Raw genomic sequence first — 19,174 nt, 5'->3', positions numbered from 1 at the left:
ATGTCACGTACCGAACGTTTACTGGATCTGATGCAGATCCTGCGGCGTCATCGTTATCCGGTCGCCGGCCATGCGCTGGCGCAGGAAATGAACATCAGCATGCGTACGCTGTACCGCGATATCGCCACGTTGCAACAGCAGGGGGCGGAGATCGTCGGGGAGGCGGGGGTGGGTTATGTGTTGCGGCCCGGTTTTATGCTGCCGCCGCTGATGTTTTCGCCGCAGGAAATCGAAGCGCTGGTGCTGGGAATGCGCTGGGTGGGGCGGCGTGGCGACACCCAATTGGCCGGCGCGGCGAATAATGCGCTGGCGAAAATTGCCGACGTTCTGCCCGCCGCGCTACGCGATGAGTTGGAAGCCAACACCTTGTTGATTGGGCCGATAGACGTGGCTCAGGTGGCGGACGAAACGGTGATGCTGATCCGCGATGTTATCCGCCAGGAGCGCAAGCTCGCCGTAAATTATTGCGATCTTGCCGGTAAAATCAGCGAACGCATTTTGTGGCCGTTCGCGCTTGGCTATTTTGAACAGGCGCGCATGCTGGTCGCCTGGTGCGAGCTGCGCCAGGAGTTCCGCCATTTCCGCCTCGATCGTATCCGTCTGGCTACGCCGCTGGCGCAGTGCTACCCACGCGGCCGCCGCGTGCTGTTGAAAGAGTGGTATGAAATTCAAGGCATTACTCCCCAGTAAACAATAATCACTACTGCCAAAAACTGTCAGCAGGGCGGGCTAATTTATCGCTATCGGGAACCGCCGGTTCCCTTCAGCCATGAGGACAGTCTGATGACAACCCCAAACATGACTCTGCTTTACGTCGATAGCCCGGAAAAAAGCGTCGTTTTCTATCGCCGGTTACTGGGGCGGGAGCCGGTGGAGCTTTCACCCACCTTCGCGCTGTTTGTACTGAGTAACGGCTTCAAACTGGCGATGTGGTCGAAGCATACCGTAGAACCGGCCGCAACGGCTGCCGGTGGTGGTGGTGAGATTGGTTTTCTGTGCGAGCACCCGCAGCAAGTAGACGCGCTTTGTCAGCAGTGGCGTGAGCTGGGGGTGGAGATTATCCAGCAACCGGTGTCGCTCGATTTCGGTTATACCTTCGTCGGCACCGATCCGGACGGCCACCGCCTGCGGGGCTACGCGCTCAGCCTGTAGGTGCGTCGGTATACAGATGTAGCCGTTTGACCAGTAACCGCAGCGGTTTGGCATCCGGTTTGTACTTGTGCTTGACCGTTGCGGCGTCGTAATTAAGCAGTTCGCCAATCTTCGGCACCTGCGCGCCGCTTTCCTCCTGGCACAGGGCGATCAGCGGCAGCGGACAGGGGTGTTGCACCTGTTTTTGCTGCTCCTGATACCACACCCGGGCGATTGGTTGTACCTTCACCGGGCGTTTGATTTTCAGCACCGCCTGTTGCGGCAGGCGGCTGACGTCATCGATCTCGCGGCTAACCAATTCTGCCCACTGCTCGCGAGGATGTGGCGGCACTGCGCGCCCGGCCTTCAGGCTCTTTTCCAACTGAGCCAAGACATCGTCGCGTTTCACGTTTTTGATAATGTGTTTATTGGCCCAGCCGAAGCGGACCGAATCAGGATTGCTCAGGGCGGTGATGGCGCGATAGGCGCTGAGGGTGATCAGGCCATGCAGGTGAGTGTGGACGAAATCAAACCGCTGCTCCGGCGCCAGGCCCGACTCGACGGTGATAATCTGCTCCAGTTCGGCCTTCAGCCGATTAATCAGGGCGATCTGCGCCTGCAATGCCTGGTATTGCGGCAATTCCACGGCCAGACAGATCACGCCGGGCAAGCGTACCGCCGCCTTGCTGCTGACGTTGTGTTTATTGTGATGGATAAACAGCCGTTGGTAGTGTTCCAGTGCGAGGTCGCGCGCCGCCTGGCCGACATGCTGCTCGACGGCGATTTGCTCCACCGCAGCGTGCTCTTTGCCTTTCTCTATTTCCGGCAGGCTGAACACCCGTGCCGCCAGCAGCCGCAGCGGGAGGATCTGCTGGTGGAGCGCGGCCAGAGCCTGCTCCAGCTCGGTGAAACACGCATTCATCCTGCCGATTAGACCGTATTTATCCATCATTCACCTCTTTTTTAGTTACAACATACAATAAGAGAACGGCAAACGAAAGGGCAACCTCGGCCACAGTGATAACACCAGGCCCCCAGTGGTCCAGCCTGGCAGGGGAATTAAGGCTGCCGCCTGTTTCTGCGTACAGGCAGGCGGCAAGGAGAGGGGTCAGACGCGCGCCGCTTCCGGCAGTTTTTTCAGATAGTGCACTACCAGCAGAGCCAGCAACAACATCACGCTGATAAACGCCACCACACCGTTCCAGCCGAAACTGTGCCAGAACACGCCGCCGAGCGTACCGGCGACGCTGGAACCGACGTAATAGCAAAACAGATAAAGAGAAGACGCCTGGCCTTTGGCGCGCCGCGCCCGGCGGCCGATCCAACTGCTGGCAACCGAATGGGCGGCAAAGAAACCGGCGGTAAACAGCATCATGCCGATAAAAATAACCGTTACCGGTGCCAGTGCGGTAATCAGGATACCAATCAGCATAATCAGGATCGAAGCCAGCAGAACCGGGCCACGGCCGAAACGAGATGTCATTGCGCCAGCTTTCGGTGAGCTGTAAGAGCCGGTCAGATACACCACCGACAACAGGCCGACAATCGCCTGGCTGAGGTGATAAGGATCGGACAGCAGGCGGTAGCCAATGTAGTTGAACAGGGTGACAAAGCTGCCCATCAGCAGAAAACCTTCGGCAAACAGCAGCGGCAGGCCCTTGTCGTGCCAATGCAGCCTGAAGTTAATCAGCAGGGTACGCGGGCGCAGCGAACTGGCGCGAAAATGCGTAGACGCGGGCAGAATACGCCAGAACATGCAGGCTGCGGCCAGCGCGAACAACCCGATCACCGCCAGCGACACGCGCCAGGAGAAGAAATCGGTCAGCACCCCGGTTACCAGGCGGCCGCTCATGCCGCCGATGGAGTTGCCGCTGATGTAAAGCCCCATCGAAAAGGCGACAAAGCTGGGGTGGATTTCTTCGCTAAGGTAAGTCATGCCAACGGCGGCCACGCCGCTCAGCGACAGCCCAATCAGTGCGCGCATCAACAAGATACCGTGCCAACTGGTCATAAAGGCGCAAATCAGGGTGCATATTGCCGCCAGCAACAGCGCCACCACCATCACCGATTTACGGCCGATGGCATCGGACAGCGGGCCGGTAAACATCAGGCCGAGTGCCAGCAGGCCGGTGGACGCCGACAGCGACAGGCTGCTTTCCGCCGGCGAGATGCCAAAGTCTTGCGACAGAACCGGCAGGATCGGCTGCACGCAGTACAGCAGGGCGAAAGTAGCCAACCCGGCGGAAAACAGCGCCAGAGTAACGCGCATAAACTGCGGCGTTCCGCGCTCGATGTAAGGGAGTTTATTCAGGGTGGAGCGTTTGGCTTTTGGCGCAGCAGCCGCATCGTCGTTGGCGGCCAGCGTCGACGGCATACTAGCCGCAGAACGCACAGGGGTTGTCACAGTCTTTCCTTACCGAACGTCGGGAGGTTTAAATCAGCACATCATGGGTTAACAAAATGATAGGGAGAGCTCAATTTTTTGTCTAATATATTAATAATTAAAATTAAGACGTTTAAAGTATGAATATCGAACTGAGACACCTGCGCTATTTTGTCGCCGTGGCGGAAGAATTGCATTTCGGTCGTGCGGCGGAACGTCTGCGCATTTCGCAACCGCCGCTCAGCCAGCAAATCCAGGCGTTGGAGGAAATGGTCGGCGCGCGTTTGTTGGCGCGCAACAACCGCAATGTCAGCCTGACGCAGGCGGGGGAAATGTTCCTGAAAGAGGCTTATCAGGTGCTCGATCAGGTCAGCCGTGCGGCGGAGAAGGCCGCGCGACTGGAGCGTGGCGAACTGGGCGAGTTGACCATTGGTTTCACCTCTTCGGCGCCGTTTATCAGCGTGGTATCGCGCAGTTTGCGAGCTTACCGCCAACAGCACCCGCACGTGCATATAAAAATGCGTGAAGTGAATACCAAGCAACAGATCGAACCGCTGCTCAACGGTGAGCTGGATCTGGGCGTGATGCGCAATACGCGCTTGCCGGAGGTGCTGAAGCATCAATTGTTACTGTGCGAGCCACTGGTCGCGGTGGTGCCGGAAGGGCATCCGCTGACCCATGTTGCGCCCGGCACCTTGCGTTTTCAGCATCTGGCGGAAGAACCTTTTGTGTTTTTCTCGCGAGAGGTAGGCACGGCGCTGCATGACGAAATCCTGTCGCTGTTGGCCAAAGCGGGGATCACGCCTTATATCACCCAGGAAGTCGGTGAAGCGATGACCATCATCGGTCTGGTGTCTTCCGGGCTGGGTATTTCTATTTTGCCGGCGTCTTTTGGCCGGGTGAAAGTCGATGGGGTGAAATACCTGCCGCTGGAGGAACCGGAGGCGATGACCGAAGTCTGGTTGGTGCATCACCGCCAAAGGGCGCTGACCGCAGCGGCCAAATCGCTGATGGCACTGTTGCTGCCGTGACGGAGTGCTGCGCAAATAAAACGCAATCCGCAGCGAAAGCGGGGCGAATTTGTGCGGCAAATCACATAACGAATCAAATAGTTGACGCTGTATTACAAAAGCCCCACCATAGCCTCTAGTCTTTATTTAGAAGCGCGAAAAATAGTAGGAGCAGGTTTGTGATTGCTGTTGGGCAGCCTGGGCATATCGATCAAATCAAACAAACAAATGCAGGGGCAGTTTATCGGTTAATCGATCAACTGGGCCCAATTTCGCGCATCGAACTGTCAAAACGCGCGCAGCTCGCCCCCGCCAGCATCACCAAAATCGTGCGTGAGCTGCTGGAAGCGCATCTGGTTAAAGAAAACGAATATCAGGAAGTCGGCAGCCGTGGGCGGCCGGCGGTCGGGCTGGTGCTGGACACCGAAGCCTGGCATTACCTTTCCGTTCGTATCAGCCGCGGCACCATTACGCTCGCGCTGCGCGATCTCAGCAGCAAACTGGTGGTGGAAGAGCTGTTGCCGCTGGATGCCGAACACCCTGAACCGCTGCTAAAACGCATTCTCAGTGAAGTTGACCAATTTTTTATCCGCCATCAAAGCAAACTTGAGCGGCTGACGGCGATCGCCATTACGCTGCCGGGCATGATTGATGTGGCCTCCGGCGTGGTGCACCGTATGCCGTTTTACGATGTCGTGGACATGCCGCTGGGGCCCGCGCTGGAAACCCGCACCGGGCTGCCGGTCTACCTGCAACACGATATCAGCGCCTGGACCATGGCCGAAGCGCTGTATGGCGCCTCGCGCGGCAGCCAGAACGTGATTCAGGTGGTGATCGACCACAACGTCGGGGCGGGTGTGATCACCGGCGGGCGGGTGCTGCACGGCGGCAGCCATAGCGTGGTAGAGATTGGTCATACGCAGGTCGATCCTTACGGTAAACGCTGTTACTGCGGCAACCACGGTTGTCTGGAAACCGTCGCCAGTATTGAAAATATCCTGGAGATCGCCCAGCAGCGTCTCGCGACCTCCATGAGCTCCAGCCTGCACGGTGCGCCGCTGACGGCTGAATCCCTGTGCGATGCGGCGCTGGCGGGCGATCAACTGGCCAAAGACATCATCCTCGGCGTGGGTCACAGCGTGGGGCGTATCCTGGCGATCATGGTCAACTTGTTCAACCCTGAAAAAATCCTGGTCGGTTCACCGCTGAATCGCGCGGCGGAAATCCTGCATCCGGCCATCGCCTCTTGCATTCGTCAGCAGTCGTTGCCGGCTTACAGCGACCATGTACAGGTGGAGTCTACTCAGTTCTTCAACAAGGGCACCATGCCCGGCGCTGCATTGGTGAAGGAAGCCTTGTACAACGGTTCGCTGTTGGTGCAACTGTTGCAAGGGTAGCATCAGTAATACTTATCGTTTAACGACAAAAGATTGCGCTACCTCAAGCCCTGTGCGTTCAGCATCCCCTAGAATTTTCCCGTTCGTCTCCTTCGCCTTAATGCGGCGATATTTGGATTCATGGAGCATTTCGGGGCAATTAAAACATGTTAAAGCGTTTATTTGTAACAGGCACGGATACCGACGTTGGTAAAACCGTGGTTTCCCGCGCCTTGCTGCAGGCGCTCGCCGCGCAGGGCCGTTCGGTAGCCGGCTATAAGCCGATCGCGGCGCGTTGTCAGGAAACCAGCGAAGGCATTCGCAATAAAGACGCTTTGGTTTTACAGGCGTCTTCGACCTTGCCGCTGTCGTACGAGGAAATTAATCCCATCACCTGTCTGGATGAGGTGTTTCACGCCCATGCCACCGAGGATATCAACTACGGCGTGATGAGCAGCGGGTTGCAAAGTTTGTCCGCCAGAGCCGACACCGTGGTCGTGGAGGGCAGCGGCGGTTGGCGTGTGCTGATGAACGATCTGCGTCCCTACGCCGAGTGGGTGATCCAGGAGCAATTGCCGGTGGTATTGGTGGTGGGAATCAAGCTGGGCTGCGTCAGCCACGCCTTGTTAACGGCGCAGTCGATCATTAATGACGGCTTACCTTTGTTGGGATGGGTGGCGAACCGGATTAACCCGGGGCTGGCGCATTACGCAGAAACCATTGAAGCCTTGCGTCAACGCATCCCTGCGCCGCTGTTGGGCGAAATCCCTTATCTGCCGCGCGCCGAGCAGCGCGAACTGGCGCACTATCTTGATATCTCCGCGCTGTTGAACCGTTAGGCGTTGTGATAGACCGACACTGAGCGCAAGCCGCGCGATACGGTGGTGGCGATCACGCAGGCCAGCAGGATACCGGGCAACAAGGTGTATTCGCCGGTCATCTCAAACACCATCAGTGCAGCCATGATCGGCGCGTGAGTGGTGGCGGCCAACAGGGTCGCCATGCCGGTCAACGCCATCAGCAAGGGTACGGCCGCGCCGAGTTCGGGCCAGGTGGCGCACAGTTGCCCAACCAGCGAGCCCAGCGCAGCCCCGACAAACAGCGTTGGGGTGAACACGCCGCCGGGCGCGCCGGAACCGCTGCTGGCAAGCACCGCCAGCAGTTTGCAGATCAAAATGGCGCCGACCAGCAATACGCCGGGTGGCGCGCTGAGCAGAGACTGCACCACGCTGTAGCCATTGCCCCACACTTCAGGAAACAGCAGCGACAGTAAACCAACAATGAATCCGCCCAACGCCAGTTGTAGCGGCGGCGCCAGGCGCAGCGAGCGGAACGCATGGCCGGAAGCCGACATCGTCCACAGGAACAGCGGGCCGCAGATACCGGCCAGTATCCCGAGCAGCGCCATCAACAGATATTGCACCGGCCAGGGCGCAGGCAGCGGTTCCACCAGATACAGCGGCGCCTGGCCACCGTTGAGCAAATTAGTCACCAGCAGCGCGCTGACGGCGGAAATCACCACCGGGCCGAGCGAAGCCAGCATCAGAGTGCCAAACAGAATTTCGGCGATAAACAGGCTGCCCGCCAGCGGCGCGTGATAGGCGCTGGCCATACCGGCGGCCGCACCGCAGGCCACCCACAGTTTCCACTCTTTCTCATGGGTGAAACGCTGGGCAAATACCGATCCCACCAGCGCCGCCAGCAGGATCATCGCGCCTTCGCGGCCGATGGCGCTGCCGCTGGACACCACCAGCAATGAAGCCAGGCATTTCACCAGGCTGGCGCTGACATCAAGCCGCCCGTCGCCGGTTTCTATCGCTTCCATATAATCGGTGGGCGCTATTTGCCGCTGATGCTGATAACGCTGATAAACCCACAGCAACAAACCTGCCGCCAGGCCGCCCAGGGCCGGCGTCAAGGCTCTGCGCCAGCCCGGTAATGCCGCGGCGGCGGCCACCAGGCTGTCATCTTCGTGATCGAGCAACGCCCACTCCAACCCGAGCATGGCGCGGTGAAACAGCCAAACGACCAACGCGGCGGCAATGCCCAGAAAGATGGCGGTAAACAGGCGGCGCAGCAGGGCGCGATAGTGATGCAAGTGGACCCATCGTTTCATGAGGCGGTAAAATCGTGAGAAAAATGAAAGGTTCAGTTGGGCATTGTGCTTGCCGGTCCGGCCGAAGGCCAGAGAATCTTTTTAGATTCTCCGCTGGGATCGTGGTTTCAACGGCGAAACGATAAATCCCGTTGATTTACGGTTACGTTGTCACCAAATGTTCAAATGATGCGTTTTTCGCCATTGAAAACAGGGAAGTAGACACAGCTTACGGCAGCGTTTAACCCGGCGGGTATAATTTGATGACAATAAAAATCCAGAGCCAAACAACGCTATGACTAATAACGACTCATCTGCACCCCTCGCTCATCGCCCGCTGATTCTGATCGCCTGCATGCTGGCAATGTTTATGTCAGCCATCGAGGCGACCATCGTCGCCACGGCGATGCCGACCATCATTGGCGATCTCGGCGGTTTCTCGCTGCTGGGCTGGGTCTTTGCGGTCTATTTGCTGGCGCAGGCCATCACCATTCCGATCTATGGCCGGCTGGCGGATCTATTGGGCCGCAAGCGGGTATTTTTCTTTGGCGCATCGCTGTTTTTACTGGGCTCGGTGTTGTGCGGTTTTTCGCCCAACATGTACTGGCTGATTGGTTTTCGGCTGTTGCAGGGGCTGGGCGCCGGGGCGATTATGCCGATTGCGACCACCATTATCGGCGATATCTACAGTGCGACCGAGCGGCCGAAGGTCATGGGCTATCTGTCCAGCGTGTGGGGCGTGTCGGCAATCATCGGTCCGCTGCTGGGGGCGTTTATCGTCCAGCATTTGCCTTGGGCGCTGGTGTTCTGGGTCAACTTGCCAATCGGCCTGCTGGCGATGTTTTTCCTCGGCCGTTATCTGCCTTCCAGTAAACAGGTGCGAAAACACGCGCTGGATCTGGCGGGCACGGCGTGGCTGACGCTGTTTGTCGCGGCGCTGCTAATGTCGCTGCTGCAGGCGGAAAGTTTGGGGTGGTGGGTGTTACCGCTGTTGTCGCTGGCGGCGGTTTCGCTGATGCTGCTGATCCGTCAGGAACGCCGCGCGCCAGAGCCGCTGTTCCCGCTGGCATTATGGCAAAGCCGGGTGATTGTGGCCGGCAATATTGGCGGGGTGGTGATCGGTGCGGCGATGATGGGGATCAGCGCTTTTCTGCCGACTTTTATTCAGGGCGTGATGGGCGGAACGCCGCTGGAAGCCGGAACCACGCTGGCGCTGATGTCGATCGGTTGGCCGCTGGCCAGCACCCTGAGCGGGCGGCTGATGTTGATGACGTCTTACCGTACCACCGCGTTGCTGGGGGCGCTGTTGCTGGTCGCAGGCGGGTTGATCTTATTGCTGCTGCAGCCGAACGGCGGTCTGTTGTGGGGGCGGTTGGCGGCCTTTATGGTGGGCGCCGGCATGGGGTTGTGCAACACCACGTTTCTGGTTTCAGTGCAAAACGCCGCGCATCACAGCATTCGCGGCATAGCCACCGCCTGTACGGTCTTCACCCGGATGATGGGGTCGGCCATTGGCACCGCTATTCTGGGCGCAACGTTGAACCTTAACTTGCAGTATCGTCTGCCGCAAACCGCCGATCCGGTGCAGCAACTGATGGAGCCGGCGGTGCGTGGCGCAATGACGCCGGAAAAGCTGGCCGATATCATTCAGCAGGTAGCCGCTTCGTTACATTGGGTGTTTTTGGTTTCCGCACTGATTTCGTTGCTGGCGCTGGCGGCGGCGATGTTGATTCCCGCACGGCATAGGCCGCAAGGCGAGGGTGAAGAGGCGGAACAGGCGTAAAAAAGGAAAGGGCGCGGTTGCGCCCTGAGCTGCAGTTATTGTGCGGTTTTGGTGTCTTGGCTGGTGCCGGTCTGAGCCGCGTCACCGTTGTCGTCGCCGTTGCTCAGGCGGGTGTAGACAATTTTCTGGGTGTCGTTTTCGCAGTGACCAACGACCAATCCGCCAGCCTGTTGAGTCTGGTCATTGGGCACGATGTCCAGCTTGAAGCCGGATTCCGGTACGCCATTTTTGACAATTTTCTGTGAAATGTCCGCCTTCACGCTTTCGCATGAAGCCAAGGCTGCCAAGGGGGCTGCGGTTAGCAGCAGTGCACCCAGGATAAGCGCTTTTTTCATCAATTCGTCCTTATTTGAGCATGAGCTTCCTTTGTCACAATAGCAGCAATGGCGGCGGAGGTTAACGTTCGCCGCTTGCTGCGGCGTGATTAAGGATTAATCTGACGACCGGTCTGGCGATCCAGACACTTGCGGGTGTTCGGTTCCCAATAGGCGTTAACGTTCAGGCTGTCGTCGCAGCGGTCTTCGTTATCAATCGCCTTGTCTACCTTGTCGAACTCTTTCTCCACACGGGTGTTGACCTTATGGCGCAGAGATTTGGTGTCGTTAAACTGTTCTTTACTCTGGCGTGCCGCTTCGGTGCTCATGGCGCCGCTGTTGCTGCCATCGACAGTGACGCAGGTGCTGCCCTGAGTGCAGGTGGCAGCCAACGCCGGAGCCTGCCAGGCACCCATCAACATCAGCATGGCGACCGGCAGCATCCCGCGCAGCAGTCGTTGAGTAGAAAGTGTTTTCATCGTTTCATCCTTATGAGTTAGTGTTGCCGAAAGAAGGTAACACTGGCTTAATCTCGCCCTCAGGCGTGGCAATAAATATACCACCGAGCCTTGATGCTGCACCAGCCAAGCACCGCTTCGTTTACTTTATAGAGAGAAAATCGTTACCCATGTTAAAGACTACCCTGCTATTTTTCGCCACCGCGTTAGCCGAAATTATAGGCTGCTTCTTGCCTTACCTGTGGCTGAAAAAAAACGCCGGCGTTTGGTTATTGCTGCCGGCGGCGGCCAGTTTGATGTTGTTTGTCTGGCTGTTGACGCTGCACCCGGCCGCCAGCGGGCGAGTCTATGCGGCTTATGGCGGTGTCTATGTGGCAACGGCGCTGCTGTGGTTGCGGGTGGTGGACGGGGTTAAGCTGTCGGCGTTGGATTGGCTGGGCGCCGGGGTGGCGCTGGCGGGGATGTTGATTATCGTTTCAGGCTGGCGTGCCGCCGGATAACCCGGCGGCACGGGAAAAATCAGGACTCGCGGTGGATGTTCAACCCGGCGAAGGACTGGCTGACCGGCATGATTTCCAGCGTATTGATATTGACGTGGGCTGGCAGGGTCGCAACCCAGAACACCGACTCGGCGATATCTTCCGGCGTTAGCGCATTGGCACCGTCGTAGATCTTGTCAACTTTGCCATCGTCGCCTTTGAAGCGCACGTTGGAGAACTCGGTACCGCCCACCAGGCCAGGCTCAATGTCGGTGACGCGGATACGCGTGCCGTGCAGATCGGCCCGCAGACCCAGGCTGAACTGTTTGACGAAAGCCTTGGTCGCGCCGTAAACGTTGCCGCCGGCATAGGGCCAGTTGGCGGCGACGGAGCCGATGTTGATCACATGGCCGATATTGCGTTCAACCATCGCTGGCAGCAGGGCGCGAGTCATATTGACCAGGCCTTTGGTGTTGGTATCGATCATGGTATCCCAGTCGTCGGCGTCGGCTCTGTGCGCCGGCTCCAGCCCCAACGCCAGGCCGGCGTTATTCACCAGCACGTCGATTTGGCGCAGCGTTGCAGGCAATTCGTCGATCACCTGCTGAATAGCGGCGCGGTTGCGTACGTCCAGGCGGACGATATGCAGCGCGTCACCCAGTTCGTCTTTCAACTCTTCCAGACGTTCAACGCGACGCCCGGTGGCAATCACCTGGTGGCCTTCGCGGATAAAGCGTCGTGTGATAGCCTCGCCAAAACCTGATGTGGCGCCCGTGACAAAAATGATCATGTGACTGTTCCTCAAGTGTTTATACCCTACATGCTATTAGGATTAGCATAATCCCACATCAAGTGGCAGCGGTTATCTGCATGTGCGGTAAAAAACAGTCATCGAGCGGGCAAACGGGCAGTTTTCGGTCAGTTGGCAACGAAGGGATAAGGCCGGGCCGCTAAACGATGATCAAGGGGGCGGCCCGGTAAAACGTTTAAAGCTGTGGCGGGACGTGGTAGACCACGCAGTCGTATTTGGTGTTTTCGCGCCGGCCGGCTACCACGCCGCCGAGGGATTCAGCGATGCGTCGGCTGGGGGTGTTTTGCTCTGCCACCGGGTAGATAAAGTGCTGCGGCCGGTAGCGCTCACTGGCCCAGACCGCCATGGCGTGGACAATTTCGCGGCCATAGCCGTGGCCCTGCTGAGTCTCTTTCACCCAAATGCCCAGTTCCGGCGTTTGGCTGTGCAGATCGTGTGCGCCGCCCATGCCGACAAACTTTTTACCGTCGCGCAGACGGGCAACAAAAATCACTTCCTCGCCTTCACGGATCAGCGGTAACCAGGCTTGCCAGACGTTGGCGAAGGCCTCCGGCGACGCCTCCGGTTCAAAATTCATAAAGCGCGTCAGCGTAGGGGTAATCGCCTGGTAAACCTCGTCGGCGTCTGCTGCGGTAAATGGAGCAATCAACAACCGGTCGGTGTTAAGGCGGCACTGAGAAAGGTCACTGTGAATCATTCTTATTACCTCGCTTTTCAGGCCAAAACGGCAAAAAATCCGCGCCCGTCAAAACGGGGCGGATCATCGATATTACGTTGATTAGCGGCAGATGCGACTTATTTTTGCGGCAGGTGCGGAGCCAACAGCAGCAGGTCGGCCGCCGACAGACGGTCCGGCGCGGTGGCGGCCTGGTGCCAATAAGGATAAATCAGTGGCGGGCGGCTCACTTCCTCCAGCCGCTGAAGGTCCTCCTCATTCAGGTGCAGATTGGCCGCTTGCAGGTTGTCTTGCAGTTGGGTGTCGTTGCGCGCACCGATCACCACCGAGGTGATGGTAGGCCGCGTCAGCAGCCAGGCCAGGGCGACTTGAGCCGCGGACACACCGTGCGACCGGGCGATATCCACCAGCACGTCGACGATATCGTACAGCCGTTCCTCGTCGCGCACCGGTGGCTCGCCCCAGTTGGCCAGGTGGCGGGTGCCTTCCGGCGCAGGCTGATTGCGGCGGTATTTACCGGAAAGCAGACCGCCGGCCAGCGGGCTCCACACCAGGACGCCGACGCCCTGATCCGCTGCGATCGGCAGCAGTTCATACTCTGCCTCGCGGGCCTGCAGCGTGTAATGAATCTGCTGGCTGACCGGGCGCACCAGGCCCAGGCGTTCGGCGGCGCCCAGGTGTTTCATCAGGTGCCAGCCGGAAAAATTGGACACGCCGACGTAACGCACCTTGCCGCTGCTGACCAGATGCTCCAGCGCGCGCAGGGTCTCGTCAACCGGCGTCAGGCCGTCCCATTCATGCAATTGATACAAGTCGAGATAGTCGGTGTTCAACCGCCGCAGACTGGCTTCGCAGGCGCGGATCAAATGATGGCGAGACAGCCCCGCGTCATTCGGGCCGGCGCCCATGGGGAAGCGGGCCTTGCTGGCGACCAGGACCTGCTGGCGTTTTTTGCCCAGCGCCTGGCCCAGGATCTCTTCCGCCTTGCCGGCGGAATAGACATCGGCGGTATCGAACAGGTTGATGCCGGAGTCGATACAGCGGTCTATCTGGCTGCGGGCTTCGTCAACGCCGGTATCGCCGGTTTTGGCGAATTTGCCTGCGCCGCCAAAGGTCATGGTGCCGAGACTCAGCGCCGAAACTTTCAGGCCGGAATGGCCAAGCTGACGGTATTGCATCGTTTAACTCCTTGCCTTGGTTGCCACGGATTCATCAGCGCCAGCCGGTGCCGACGAAGGGGATTTTTTCCGGCGGACTTCGCTGCCGGCATCGGGATTCAACGTCAGACTGTCTGCCACCGCCAACAGGGCGATAACGCCGATAACGCCAAACGCCAACTGGAAATCGACCAGCGGCAGGCGACCGGCCGACGGCGGTATCAGCATTTCCCCCAACCGCAGCGCCAGCGCACCGATGGCGATGCCCAGGCCGCTGCCCAGTTGCTGCGATACGGTGAACAGGGTATTGGCGCCGCCCATCTGCGGCTGCGGCACTTCGGAAAATGCCAGCGTATTCAGCGCGGTGAACTGCATGGAACGCGTCAACCCGCTGACGAACAGCAATGCCACAATCAGCCAGGTTGGGGTTTGGGGCGTCAGCAGCGCGCAGGCAAAAATGGTGGCGGCGTTCAGCAGCCCATTCACTACCAGCGTGGTGCGAAAACGGAAACGATAGAGCACGGCAGAGGTAAAAGGCTTCATCGCCAGATTCCCGGCAAACACCGCCAACACCAATAGCCCGGCGTCGAAGGCGTTGAGGCCAAAGCCGATCTGGAACAACAGCGGCAGCAAGAAGGGCACGGCGCCAATGGCGATGCGGAACAAGGCGCCACCCCAAATAGTGACGGCGTAACTTTTTATTCGCATTGCCCACAGAGTGATCAACGGGTGCGCGGTGCGTTTGGCATGGCGCACCGCCAGCGCGCCCAGCGCCAGGCTGCCGAGGATGCACAGTAGCGGCACCAGCCAGGAGAGCTGCGGGTGATTGATCAGGTCCAGGCCAAACATCAGGCCGAAGCAGGCGATGCCGGTTAGCACGAAGCCGATGGCGTCAAAGGGCACGCCTTTCTGCGGCGCTTCTTGTGGTATCAACCGCCAGGCCAGCCACAGCGCGGCGACGCCCAGCGGCACGTTGAGCAGAAAAATCCAGTGCCATGACGCGTAGGTGGTAATAAAACCGCCGACCGGCGGGCCAAGGATGGGTGCCACCAGCCCCGGCCAGGTAATGGTGGCGATAGCTTTTATCAGATCCGGTTTGGCGGTATTGCGCAGCACCACCAACCGGCCGACCGGCACCATCAGCGCGCCGCCAAAGCCTTGCAGAATGCGGGCTGCGGTAAAGGTGGGCAGGTTAACGCTGGCGGCACACAGCACCGAGGCCAGGGTAAAAATCATCACTGCGGCGGCAAAGATATTGCGTGCGCCAAAGCGGTTGGCGATCCAGCCGCTGGCGGGAATAAACACCGTTAGCGTGAGGATATAGGCGGAAATGCCGATGTTCATGTCCACCGCCCGCACGCCGAAAGCGGCTGCCATCTGCGGCATGGCGGTGACAATCACCGTACCGTCGAGGTTTTCCATAAAGAAGGCGCCGGCTACCAACAACGGCAGCGCGCTGGCGCGTGAAAACCAGCTCATGGCAAAGCGCGCCGTGTGGCGCACAGACAGAATGCAGGCATGACAAGAAACCCCGTTTCAAAAAATGTAATCCGGACGAGTTTTCGAGCATAGCGCATCGTACACAGGTTAAAAAGAGGTTAAGCGGGTGATGATTAGCGAGCGCAGCGATCTGCGCTCGCAGAGGGGAATAGCCGGTTTCAGCCCGGTTTTTTCAGGCCGAAGTCATGGGTAATCAACACTTAACTTTCGCTTAGCCGCTGGCCGCTGGCGGCGTCGAACAGGTGGATCGCGTCGATGTTGGGCGCCAGCCACAGCGGCTGGCCGCTTTCTGCATTGATGCGGCCGCTGAACTGCACATGCAGTCGGTAACCGCCCCAGGTCAGGTGCAACAGACTGACATCACCGGTGATCTCCATCAGCCGAAGCTGTGCGGGCGGTTGTTCGCTGACCTCCACCAGCAGAAAATCATGCGGGCGCAGTCCGAGGATCACGTTACTGCCCGCAATTGCCTGCCGCCACTTATCGGGCAGCGGCAGCCACAGCTCACCGCAGGTTACGCCGGGGCGATCGCCGCGCGGCGTGACGATACCCTCCAACAGGTTCATGGGCGGCGAACCGATAAAGCGCGCCACAAAGGTGTTGGCGGGCGCATCGTAGATCTCCAGCGGCCGGCCCTGTTGCACGATATTGCCGTCTTTCATCACCACGATTTGATCGGCCAGCGTCATGGCTTCAATCTGGTCGTGGGTGACGTACACCGTGGTGGTTTTGAACTGCTGATGCAGCGATTTTATCTCGGCACGCAGCTCCATGCGCAGCTGGGCGTCGAGGTTGGACAACGGCTCATCGAACAGAAAGACCTTCGGATTGCGCACCATGGCACGCCCCATCGCCACCCGCTGGCGCTGGCCGCCGGACAGCTCTTTCGGATAGCGCTGCAACAGGTGATCGATCGCCAGAATGCGTGCCGCCTGCTGCACTTTGCTCTGCTGCTCGCTTTTGCTGACCTTCATGACCTGCATGTGAAACGCCATGTTTTCCGCCACCGTCAGGTGCGGATAGAGCGCATAGCTCTGAAACACCATGGCGATATCGCGATCGGCGGGGTCCAGATCGTTAATTTTCTGTTTATCCAGCAGGATAGCGCCATCGGATAGCGTATCCAGCCCGGCCAGCAAGCGCAGCAACGTGGATTTACCGCAGCCGGAGGGGCCGACCAGCACGGTAAAGCTGCCGTCGGGAATGATCAGATCCAGCGGATTCAACACCCGCTGTTTGCCATAATATTTGGCGACTTTCACCAGTTCTACGCTTGCCATCAGATCATCTCTCCGGCGCAGGTTTTCAGGGTGTTCCAGTCCAGGTATTGACGCGGCGAACTGCTGATGGCGTGGCTGGCGGCGCGAATGCCCCAGCGCAGCGCCACCGTGGCCGAATGGCCGTGCAGGCAGGCGGTCAGGAACCCGGCGTTGAAACTGTCGCCGGCGCCGATGGTATCGACCACCTTGATCGGGTGCGCGGCAGCCTGCAACAGCCGTTCGCCGCACCACATGCGCGCGCCGTCCGGCCCGCACTTGACCACACAGGCGGCGTCGGTCGGTTGCTGGCGGTTCAGGGTGCGGGCGGCGGTGTACAGATCTTCATGGCCTGCCATGCCGCAGGTTTCTACTTCATTCAGCAGCAGAATGTCGCAGAACGGCAACCAGTCGGCGATCTGCCCGCGCAGCGCATCGCTCCAGCCCTGCGGCGGCCAGCCGGTGTCCACCGCAATGCGGTAGCCGCGCTGGCGCAGCGTTTGCAGCAGCGCCGGGTAATCCGCCAGCAAAGTGGTGCACAGGAAGGTGCCGCATAACAGCACGGTGTCGCCGTTGCCGGCGAAAAGCGGGATCTGGTGCAGCACGTCATCCTGGCTCAGGCGGGTGATGTGCCCTTGATTGCTGAAAAAGGTGCGTTCGTTGTCGGGGTGCGTCACGCCGAAGGTCAGCGAGGTTTCACAGCTGTAGGTCGGCCAATACAGCGAGCTTTCCGGGAACAGCTGCGCCAGCCAGGGGCTGAAATAGTCGTTGCCCTGATTGGCCACCAGCCGGTAAGGCGTCTCCAGCGCCGCCAAAGCCAGCGCGCAGTTGCCGGCCGAGCCGCCGGGGCGCAGCTCGCTGTGATCCAGCATCGCCTCGGTGCCTTTCTGCGGCCACTGGTGCAGGGTGCTCATGATCACGTCGACGTTGATATTGCCGACCACGTACAGGGTGGGTCTGGTGTTGGTATTCATCATGTGAATTTTTTCCCTTTTAAGTCAGCCCTTGCTGCCGCCGCTGGTTAACCCGCTGACCAGCGTTTTTTGCAGCCAAATGGCAATAAAGAGTGGCGGTATGGCGGCCAACATGCCGACTGCGGCGATCAATCCGTCATCGGTGGCGCGCCCCGCGGTGAAACCGGCGATAGTCACCGGCAGCGTCTGGGCCTGAATGTTGCTGGTAAACAGCAGCGCGTAGAAAAATTCGTCCCAGGCCAGCAACCAGCCGAACAACGCCGAGGCCCCGAGCGCCGGTTTCGCCAGCGGCAAGGTGATGCGCAGCAGTACCTGCCACTGACGCAGCCCATCCAGCCGCGCCGCCTGTTCGATATCGATCGGCAAGGCGTCGAACTGATTCTTCAGCATCCAGGTGAGAAACGGCAGGATCAGCGAGCAATAGACCAGCACCAGGCCGATATGGGTGTTCAGCAGCGTCAGCTGTTGCAGAATAAAGTACAGCGGCAGCACGAAGGCGACCGGCGGCACCATATAAATCGCCAGACTGGCGAACAGCCAGCCGTCGCGGCCCGGATAGCGTGAGAAGCTGAACGCCGCCGGGATCGCCAGCAGCAGCGAAATCAGCGTAGCGCCGCAGGCCACCAGCAGGCTATTGAACAGCGCGTGCAGGAACAGTGCCCCAGGCTGGCCGGCCTGTAACGACAGCAAGCTACCGTAGCGTGAAAAGTCCCAGCGGCGCGGCAGCCATTCCAGCGGCACGCGGGTCAGATCGGCGGAGGAACTGACGCTCATCAAAAACAGCCACAGCATCGGTGCGAGGATCGACAGCGCCAATAGCAGCGCGGCGCCATAGCGCAGTATCAGGCGGATTTTACGCTTCATCGGCGAGGCTCCTTCGGCGCTGGCGGAACAGCATCAGCATGTAGAGTGCGATCAGCAAACCGCACAGCAGGGTCATCAGCACTGCGTAGGCGGCGCCGCTGCCGGCACGCAGATAGCTGAACGATTCCTGATAAACGAAGAAGCTGAGGGTCTTGGTGCTGTCCATCGGCCCGCCGCGGGTCATCACGTAAATGATGTCGAACACCTTGAAGGCGTCGATGGTGCGTAACACCAGCGCCACCGCCAGCGGGGCCAGAATGGCGGGCAGGGTGATGGCACGGAATCGCCGCCAGGCGGAAGCGCCGTCCAGGCGGGCCGCCTCGTACAGATCCTCCGGGATAGATTGCAGTGCCGCCAGCGTCAATAGGGTGATCAGCGGGTAGTTTTTCCAGATATCCGCCAGCATCACCGCGTTCAACGCCGAGGCGGGATTGCCCAGCCAACTGCGGTAATGGTCAATGACCCCAAGCTGGGTCAGCAGCGCATTGATGCTGCCGTAATCCGGGTTGAAGTTCAGCCGCCACATAGTCGCATTGACGATGGTGGGCAGCGCCCAGGGCAAAATCACCAGCACCCGCAGCAGGTTGCGGCCGTGGAATTGCTGGTTGAGCAGCAGCGCCACCAACACGCCAATCACCCCTTCAAACGCCACCGAAACCACGGTGAAATAGAGCGTGCGCCACAGCGCGGCCTGGAAATCCGGGTCGGTCAGGGCATACAGAAAGTTATCGACGCCGACCCAGGCAGGCGTTACACCGTCACCGACCAGCGCCGCGTCGGTAAAGCTCAGCCACAGGGTGCGGCCCAGCGGCCAGGCGGTTAACAGCAGCATCATCAGCAGCATGGGTGCCAGCAGCACCCATGCCTGACGCCGCTCACGTTGGGGCAAAGTGAGCATCGTCATCCC

General features: G+C 59.4%; 20 protein-coding genes. 7 read left to right on the top strand and 13 right to left on the bottom strand.

Translation table 11 applies throughout. The features are described from left to right. Both ACUTSW_RS04505 and ACUTSW_RS04500 read left to right on the top strand, forming a co-directional pair. Entirely contained in the window at positions 1–690 is a 690-nt protein-coding gene (locus ACUTSW_RS04505) for a helix-turn-helix transcriptional regulator (protein WP_445583799.1), read from the top strand. A gap of 93 nt (positions 691–783) precedes the next feature. After that, on the top strand, positions 784–1,152 hold the full coding sequence (locus ACUTSW_RS04500) for a VOC family protein (RefSeq protein WP_445583798.1): 369 nt from the start codon (positions 784–786) through the stop codon (positions 1,150–1,152). On the opposite strand, the gene tus is transcribed toward ACUTSW_RS04500, so the two are convergent. Beyond that, a complete protein-coding gene (gene tus / locus ACUTSW_RS04495) occupies positions 1,142–2,080 on the bottom strand; it encodes a DNA replication terminus site-binding protein (protein ID WP_445584445.1) in 939 nt (312 codons plus the stop codon). The genes ACUTSW_RS04500 and tus overlap by 11 nt on opposite strands. A 159-nt stretch (positions 2,081–2,239) precedes the next feature. Beyond that, positions 2,240–3,505 carry an MFS transporter gene (locus ACUTSW_RS04490; protein ID WP_445584444.1) on the bottom strand — a complete coding sequence of 422 codons (1,266 nt, stop codon included), beginning with the start codon at positions 3,503–3,505 and terminating at the stop codon, positions 2,240–2,242. Between the two features lie 149 nt (positions 3,506–3,654). Here ACUTSW_RS04490 and ACUTSW_RS04485 point away from each other — a divergent pair, with 149 nt between their 5' ends. The 3 genes from ACUTSW_RS04485 (at position 3,655) to bioD (ending at position 6,739) form a co-directional block, all read left to right on the top strand. Then, positions 3,655–4,545 carry a LysR substrate-binding domain-containing protein gene (locus tag ACUTSW_RS04485; protein WP_445583797.1) on the top strand — a complete coding sequence of 297 codons (891 nt, stop codon included), beginning with the start codon at positions 3,655–3,657 and terminating at the stop codon, positions 4,543–4,545. Between the two features lie 158 nt (positions 4,546–4,703). Next, positions 4,704–5,921 carry a sugar metabolism global transcriptional regulator Mlc gene (mlc, locus tag ACUTSW_RS04480; protein ID WP_445583796.1) on the top strand — a complete coding sequence of 406 codons (1,218 nt, stop codon included), beginning with the start codon at positions 4,704–4,706 and terminating at the stop codon, positions 5,919–5,921. Positions 5,922–6,067: 146 nt separating this feature from the next. After that, positions 6,068–6,739 carry a dethiobiotin synthase gene (gene bioD / locus ACUTSW_RS04475; protein WP_004944013.1) on the top strand — a complete coding sequence of 224 codons (672 nt, stop codon included), beginning with the start codon at positions 6,068–6,070 and terminating at the stop codon, positions 6,737–6,739. On the opposite strand, the gene clcB is transcribed toward bioD, so the two are convergent. Next, complete coding sequence (clcB, locus tag ACUTSW_RS04470) at positions 6,736–8,016, bottom strand: voltage-gated ClC-type chloride channel ClcB (protein ID WP_445583795.1); 1,281 nt, start codon at positions 8,014–8,016, stop codon at positions 6,736–6,738. The two genes, bioD and clcB, sit on opposite strands and share 4 nt — an antisense overlap. Before the next feature lie 274 nt (positions 8,017–8,290). Between clcB and ACUTSW_RS04465 the strand changes: the two genes are divergently transcribed. Beyond that, positions 8,291–9,778: an MDR family MFS transporter gene (locus ACUTSW_RS04465; RefSeq protein WP_013812765.1), complete on the top strand. Its 1,488-nt coding sequence runs from the start codon at positions 8,291–8,293 to the stop codon at positions 9,776–9,778. Between the two features lie 35 nt (positions 9,779–9,813). Here the strand turns inward: ACUTSW_RS04465 and ACUTSW_RS04460 are convergent, their stop codons facing one another. Further along, the gene (locus ACUTSW_RS04460) at positions 9,814–10,113 is read right to left on the bottom strand and encodes a DUF1161 domain-containing protein (protein WP_445583794.1); all 300 of its coding nucleotides are present in this window, start codon (positions 10,111–10,113) and stop codon (positions 9,814–9,816) included. An 89-nt stretch (positions 10,114–10,202) separates the two neighbouring features. Continuing rightward, positions 10,203–10,571 carry a DUF1283 family protein gene (locus ACUTSW_RS04455; RefSeq protein ID WP_004944024.1) on the bottom strand — a complete coding sequence of 123 codons (369 nt, stop codon included), beginning with the start codon at positions 10,569–10,571 and terminating at the stop codon, positions 10,203–10,205. Positions 10,572–10,720: 149 nt separating this feature from the next. On the opposite strand from ACUTSW_RS04455, the gene ACUTSW_RS04450 reads away from it, so the two are divergent. Beyond that, entirely contained in the window at positions 10,721–11,050 is a 330-nt protein-coding gene (locus ACUTSW_RS04450) for a YnfA family protein (RefSeq protein WP_004944027.1), read from the top strand. Between the two features lie 19 nt (positions 11,051–11,069). On the opposite strand, the gene ydfG is transcribed toward ACUTSW_RS04450, so the two are convergent. The 8 genes from ydfG to ACUTSW_RS04410 all read right to left on the bottom strand — a co-directional run bounded on the left by ydfG (position 11,070) and on the right by ACUTSW_RS04410 (position 19,165). Beyond that, positions 11,070–11,819 carry a bifunctional NADP-dependent 3-hydroxy acid dehydrogenase/3-hydroxypropionate dehydrogenase YdfG gene (gene ydfG / locus ACUTSW_RS04445; protein ID WP_006325026.1) on the bottom strand — a complete coding sequence of 250 codons (750 nt, stop codon included), beginning with the start codon at positions 11,817–11,819 and terminating at the stop codon, positions 11,070–11,072. A 196-nt stretch (positions 11,820–12,015) separates the two neighbouring features. Continuing rightward, positions 12,016–12,537 (bottom strand): GNAT family N-acetyltransferase, encoded by a 522-nt coding sequence (locus ACUTSW_RS04440; protein ID WP_445583793.1) that lies wholly within the window; start codon positions 12,535–12,537, stop codon positions 12,016–12,018. Positions 12,538–12,635: 98 nt separating this feature from the next. Beyond that, complete coding sequence (locus ACUTSW_RS04435; RefSeq protein WP_445583792.1) at positions 12,636–13,694, bottom strand: aldo/keto reductase; 1,059 nt, start codon at positions 13,692–13,694, stop codon at positions 12,636–12,638. Positions 13,695–13,697: 3 nt separating this feature from the next. After that, the gene (locus ACUTSW_RS04430) at positions 13,698–15,152 is read right to left on the bottom strand and encodes an MFS transporter (protein ID WP_445583791.1); all 1,455 of its coding nucleotides are present in this window, start codon (positions 15,150–15,152) and stop codon (positions 13,698–13,700) included. A gap of 221 nt (positions 15,153–15,373) precedes the next feature. Next, positions 15,374–16,453 (bottom strand): ABC transporter ATP-binding protein, encoded by a 1,080-nt coding sequence (locus ACUTSW_RS04425; RefSeq protein ID WP_063198520.1) that lies wholly within the window; start codon positions 16,451–16,453, stop codon positions 15,374–15,376. Next, positions 16,453–17,406 carry a carbohydrate kinase family protein gene (locus ACUTSW_RS04420; protein WP_079250985.1) on the bottom strand — a complete coding sequence of 318 codons (954 nt, stop codon included), beginning with the start codon at positions 17,404–17,406 and terminating at the stop codon, positions 16,453–16,455. Before ACUTSW_RS04420 ends, ACUTSW_RS04425 begins: the two co-directional genes overlap by 1 nt. 21 nt (positions 17,407–17,427) lie before the next feature. After that, complete coding sequence (locus ACUTSW_RS04415; protein WP_445583790.1) at positions 17,428–18,267, bottom strand: carbohydrate ABC transporter permease; 840 nt, start codon at positions 18,265–18,267, stop codon at positions 17,428–17,430. After that, on the bottom strand, positions 18,257–19,165 hold the full coding sequence (locus tag ACUTSW_RS04410; RefSeq protein ID WP_445583789.1) for a carbohydrate ABC transporter permease: 909 nt from the start codon (positions 19,163–19,165) through the stop codon (positions 18,257–18,259). Before ACUTSW_RS04410 ends, ACUTSW_RS04415 begins: the two co-directional genes overlap by 11 nt. Between the last annotated feature and the right edge of the window lie 9 nt (positions 19,166–19,174).

The sequence above is a fragment of the Serratia sp. TSA_198.1 genome (assembly GCF_052686505.1).
This window is presented reverse-complemented; position numbering and strand designations above follow the sequence as displayed.

Coding starts and splice junctions, on each gene's coding strand:
- ACUTSW_RS04505 (WP_445583799.1), top strand. CDS start 1: ATGTCACGTACCGAACGTTTACTGGATCTGATGCAGATCCTGCGGCGT.
- ACUTSW_RS04500 (WP_445583798.1), top strand. CDS start 784: ATGACAACCCCAAACATGACTCTGCTTTACGTCGATAGCCCGGAAAAA.
- tus (WP_445584445.1), bottom strand. CDS start 2,080: ATGGATAAATACGGTCTAATCGGCAGGATGAATGCGTGTTTCACCGAG.
- ACUTSW_RS04490 (WP_445584444.1), bottom strand. CDS start 3,505: ATGCCGTCGACGCTGGCCGCCAACGACGATGCGGCTGCTGCGCCAAAA.
- ACUTSW_RS04485 (WP_445583797.1), top strand. CDS start 3,655: ATGAATATCGAACTGAGACACCTGCGCTATTTTGTCGCCGTGGCGGAA.
- bioD (WP_004944013.1), top strand. CDS start 6,068: ATGTTAAAGCGTTTATTTGTAACAGGCACGGATACCGACGTTGGTAAA.
- clcB (WP_445583795.1), bottom strand. CDS start 8,016: ATGAAACGATGGGTCCACTTGCATCACTATCGCGCCCTGCTGCGCCGC.
- ACUTSW_RS04465 (WP_013812765.1), top strand. CDS start 8,291: ATGACTAATAACGACTCATCTGCACCCCTCGCTCATCGCCCGCTGATT.
- ACUTSW_RS04460 (WP_445583794.1), bottom strand. CDS start 10,113: ATGAAAAAAGCGCTTATCCTGGGTGCACTGCTGCTAACCGCAGCCCCC.
- ACUTSW_RS04455 (WP_004944024.1), bottom strand. CDS start 10,571: ATGAAAACACTTTCTACTCAACGACTGCTGCGCGGGATGCTGCCGGTC.
- ACUTSW_RS04450 (WP_004944027.1), top strand. CDS start 10,721: ATGTTAAAGACTACCCTGCTATTTTTCGCCACCGCGTTAGCCGAAATT.
- ydfG (WP_006325026.1), bottom strand. CDS start 11,819: ATGATCATTTTTGTCACGGGCGCCACATCAGGTTTTGGCGAGGCTATC.
- ACUTSW_RS04440 (WP_445583793.1), bottom strand. CDS start 12,537: ATGATTCACAGTGACCTTTCTCAGTGCCGCCTTAACACCGACCGGTTG.
- ACUTSW_RS04435 (WP_445583792.1), bottom strand. CDS start 13,694: ATGCAATACCGTCAGCTTGGCCATTCCGGCCTGAAAGTTTCGGCGCTG.
- ACUTSW_RS04430 (WP_445583791.1), bottom strand. CDS start 15,152: ATGAGCTGGTTTTCACGCGCCAGCGCGCTGCCGTTGTTGGTAGCCGGC.
- ACUTSW_RS04425 (WP_063198520.1), bottom strand. CDS start 16,453: ATGGCAAGCGTAGAACTGGTGAAAGTCGCCAAATATTATGGCAAACAG.
- ACUTSW_RS04420 (WP_079250985.1), bottom strand. CDS start 17,406: ATGATGAATACCAACACCAGACCCACCCTGTACGTGGTCGGCAATATC.
- ACUTSW_RS04415 (WP_445583790.1), bottom strand. CDS start 18,267: ATGAAGCGTAAAATCCGCCTGATACTGCGCTATGGCGCCGCGCTGCTA.
- ACUTSW_RS04410 (WP_445583789.1), bottom strand. CDS start 19,165: ATGCTCACTTTGCCCCAACGTGAGCGGCGTCAGGCATGGGTGCTGCTG.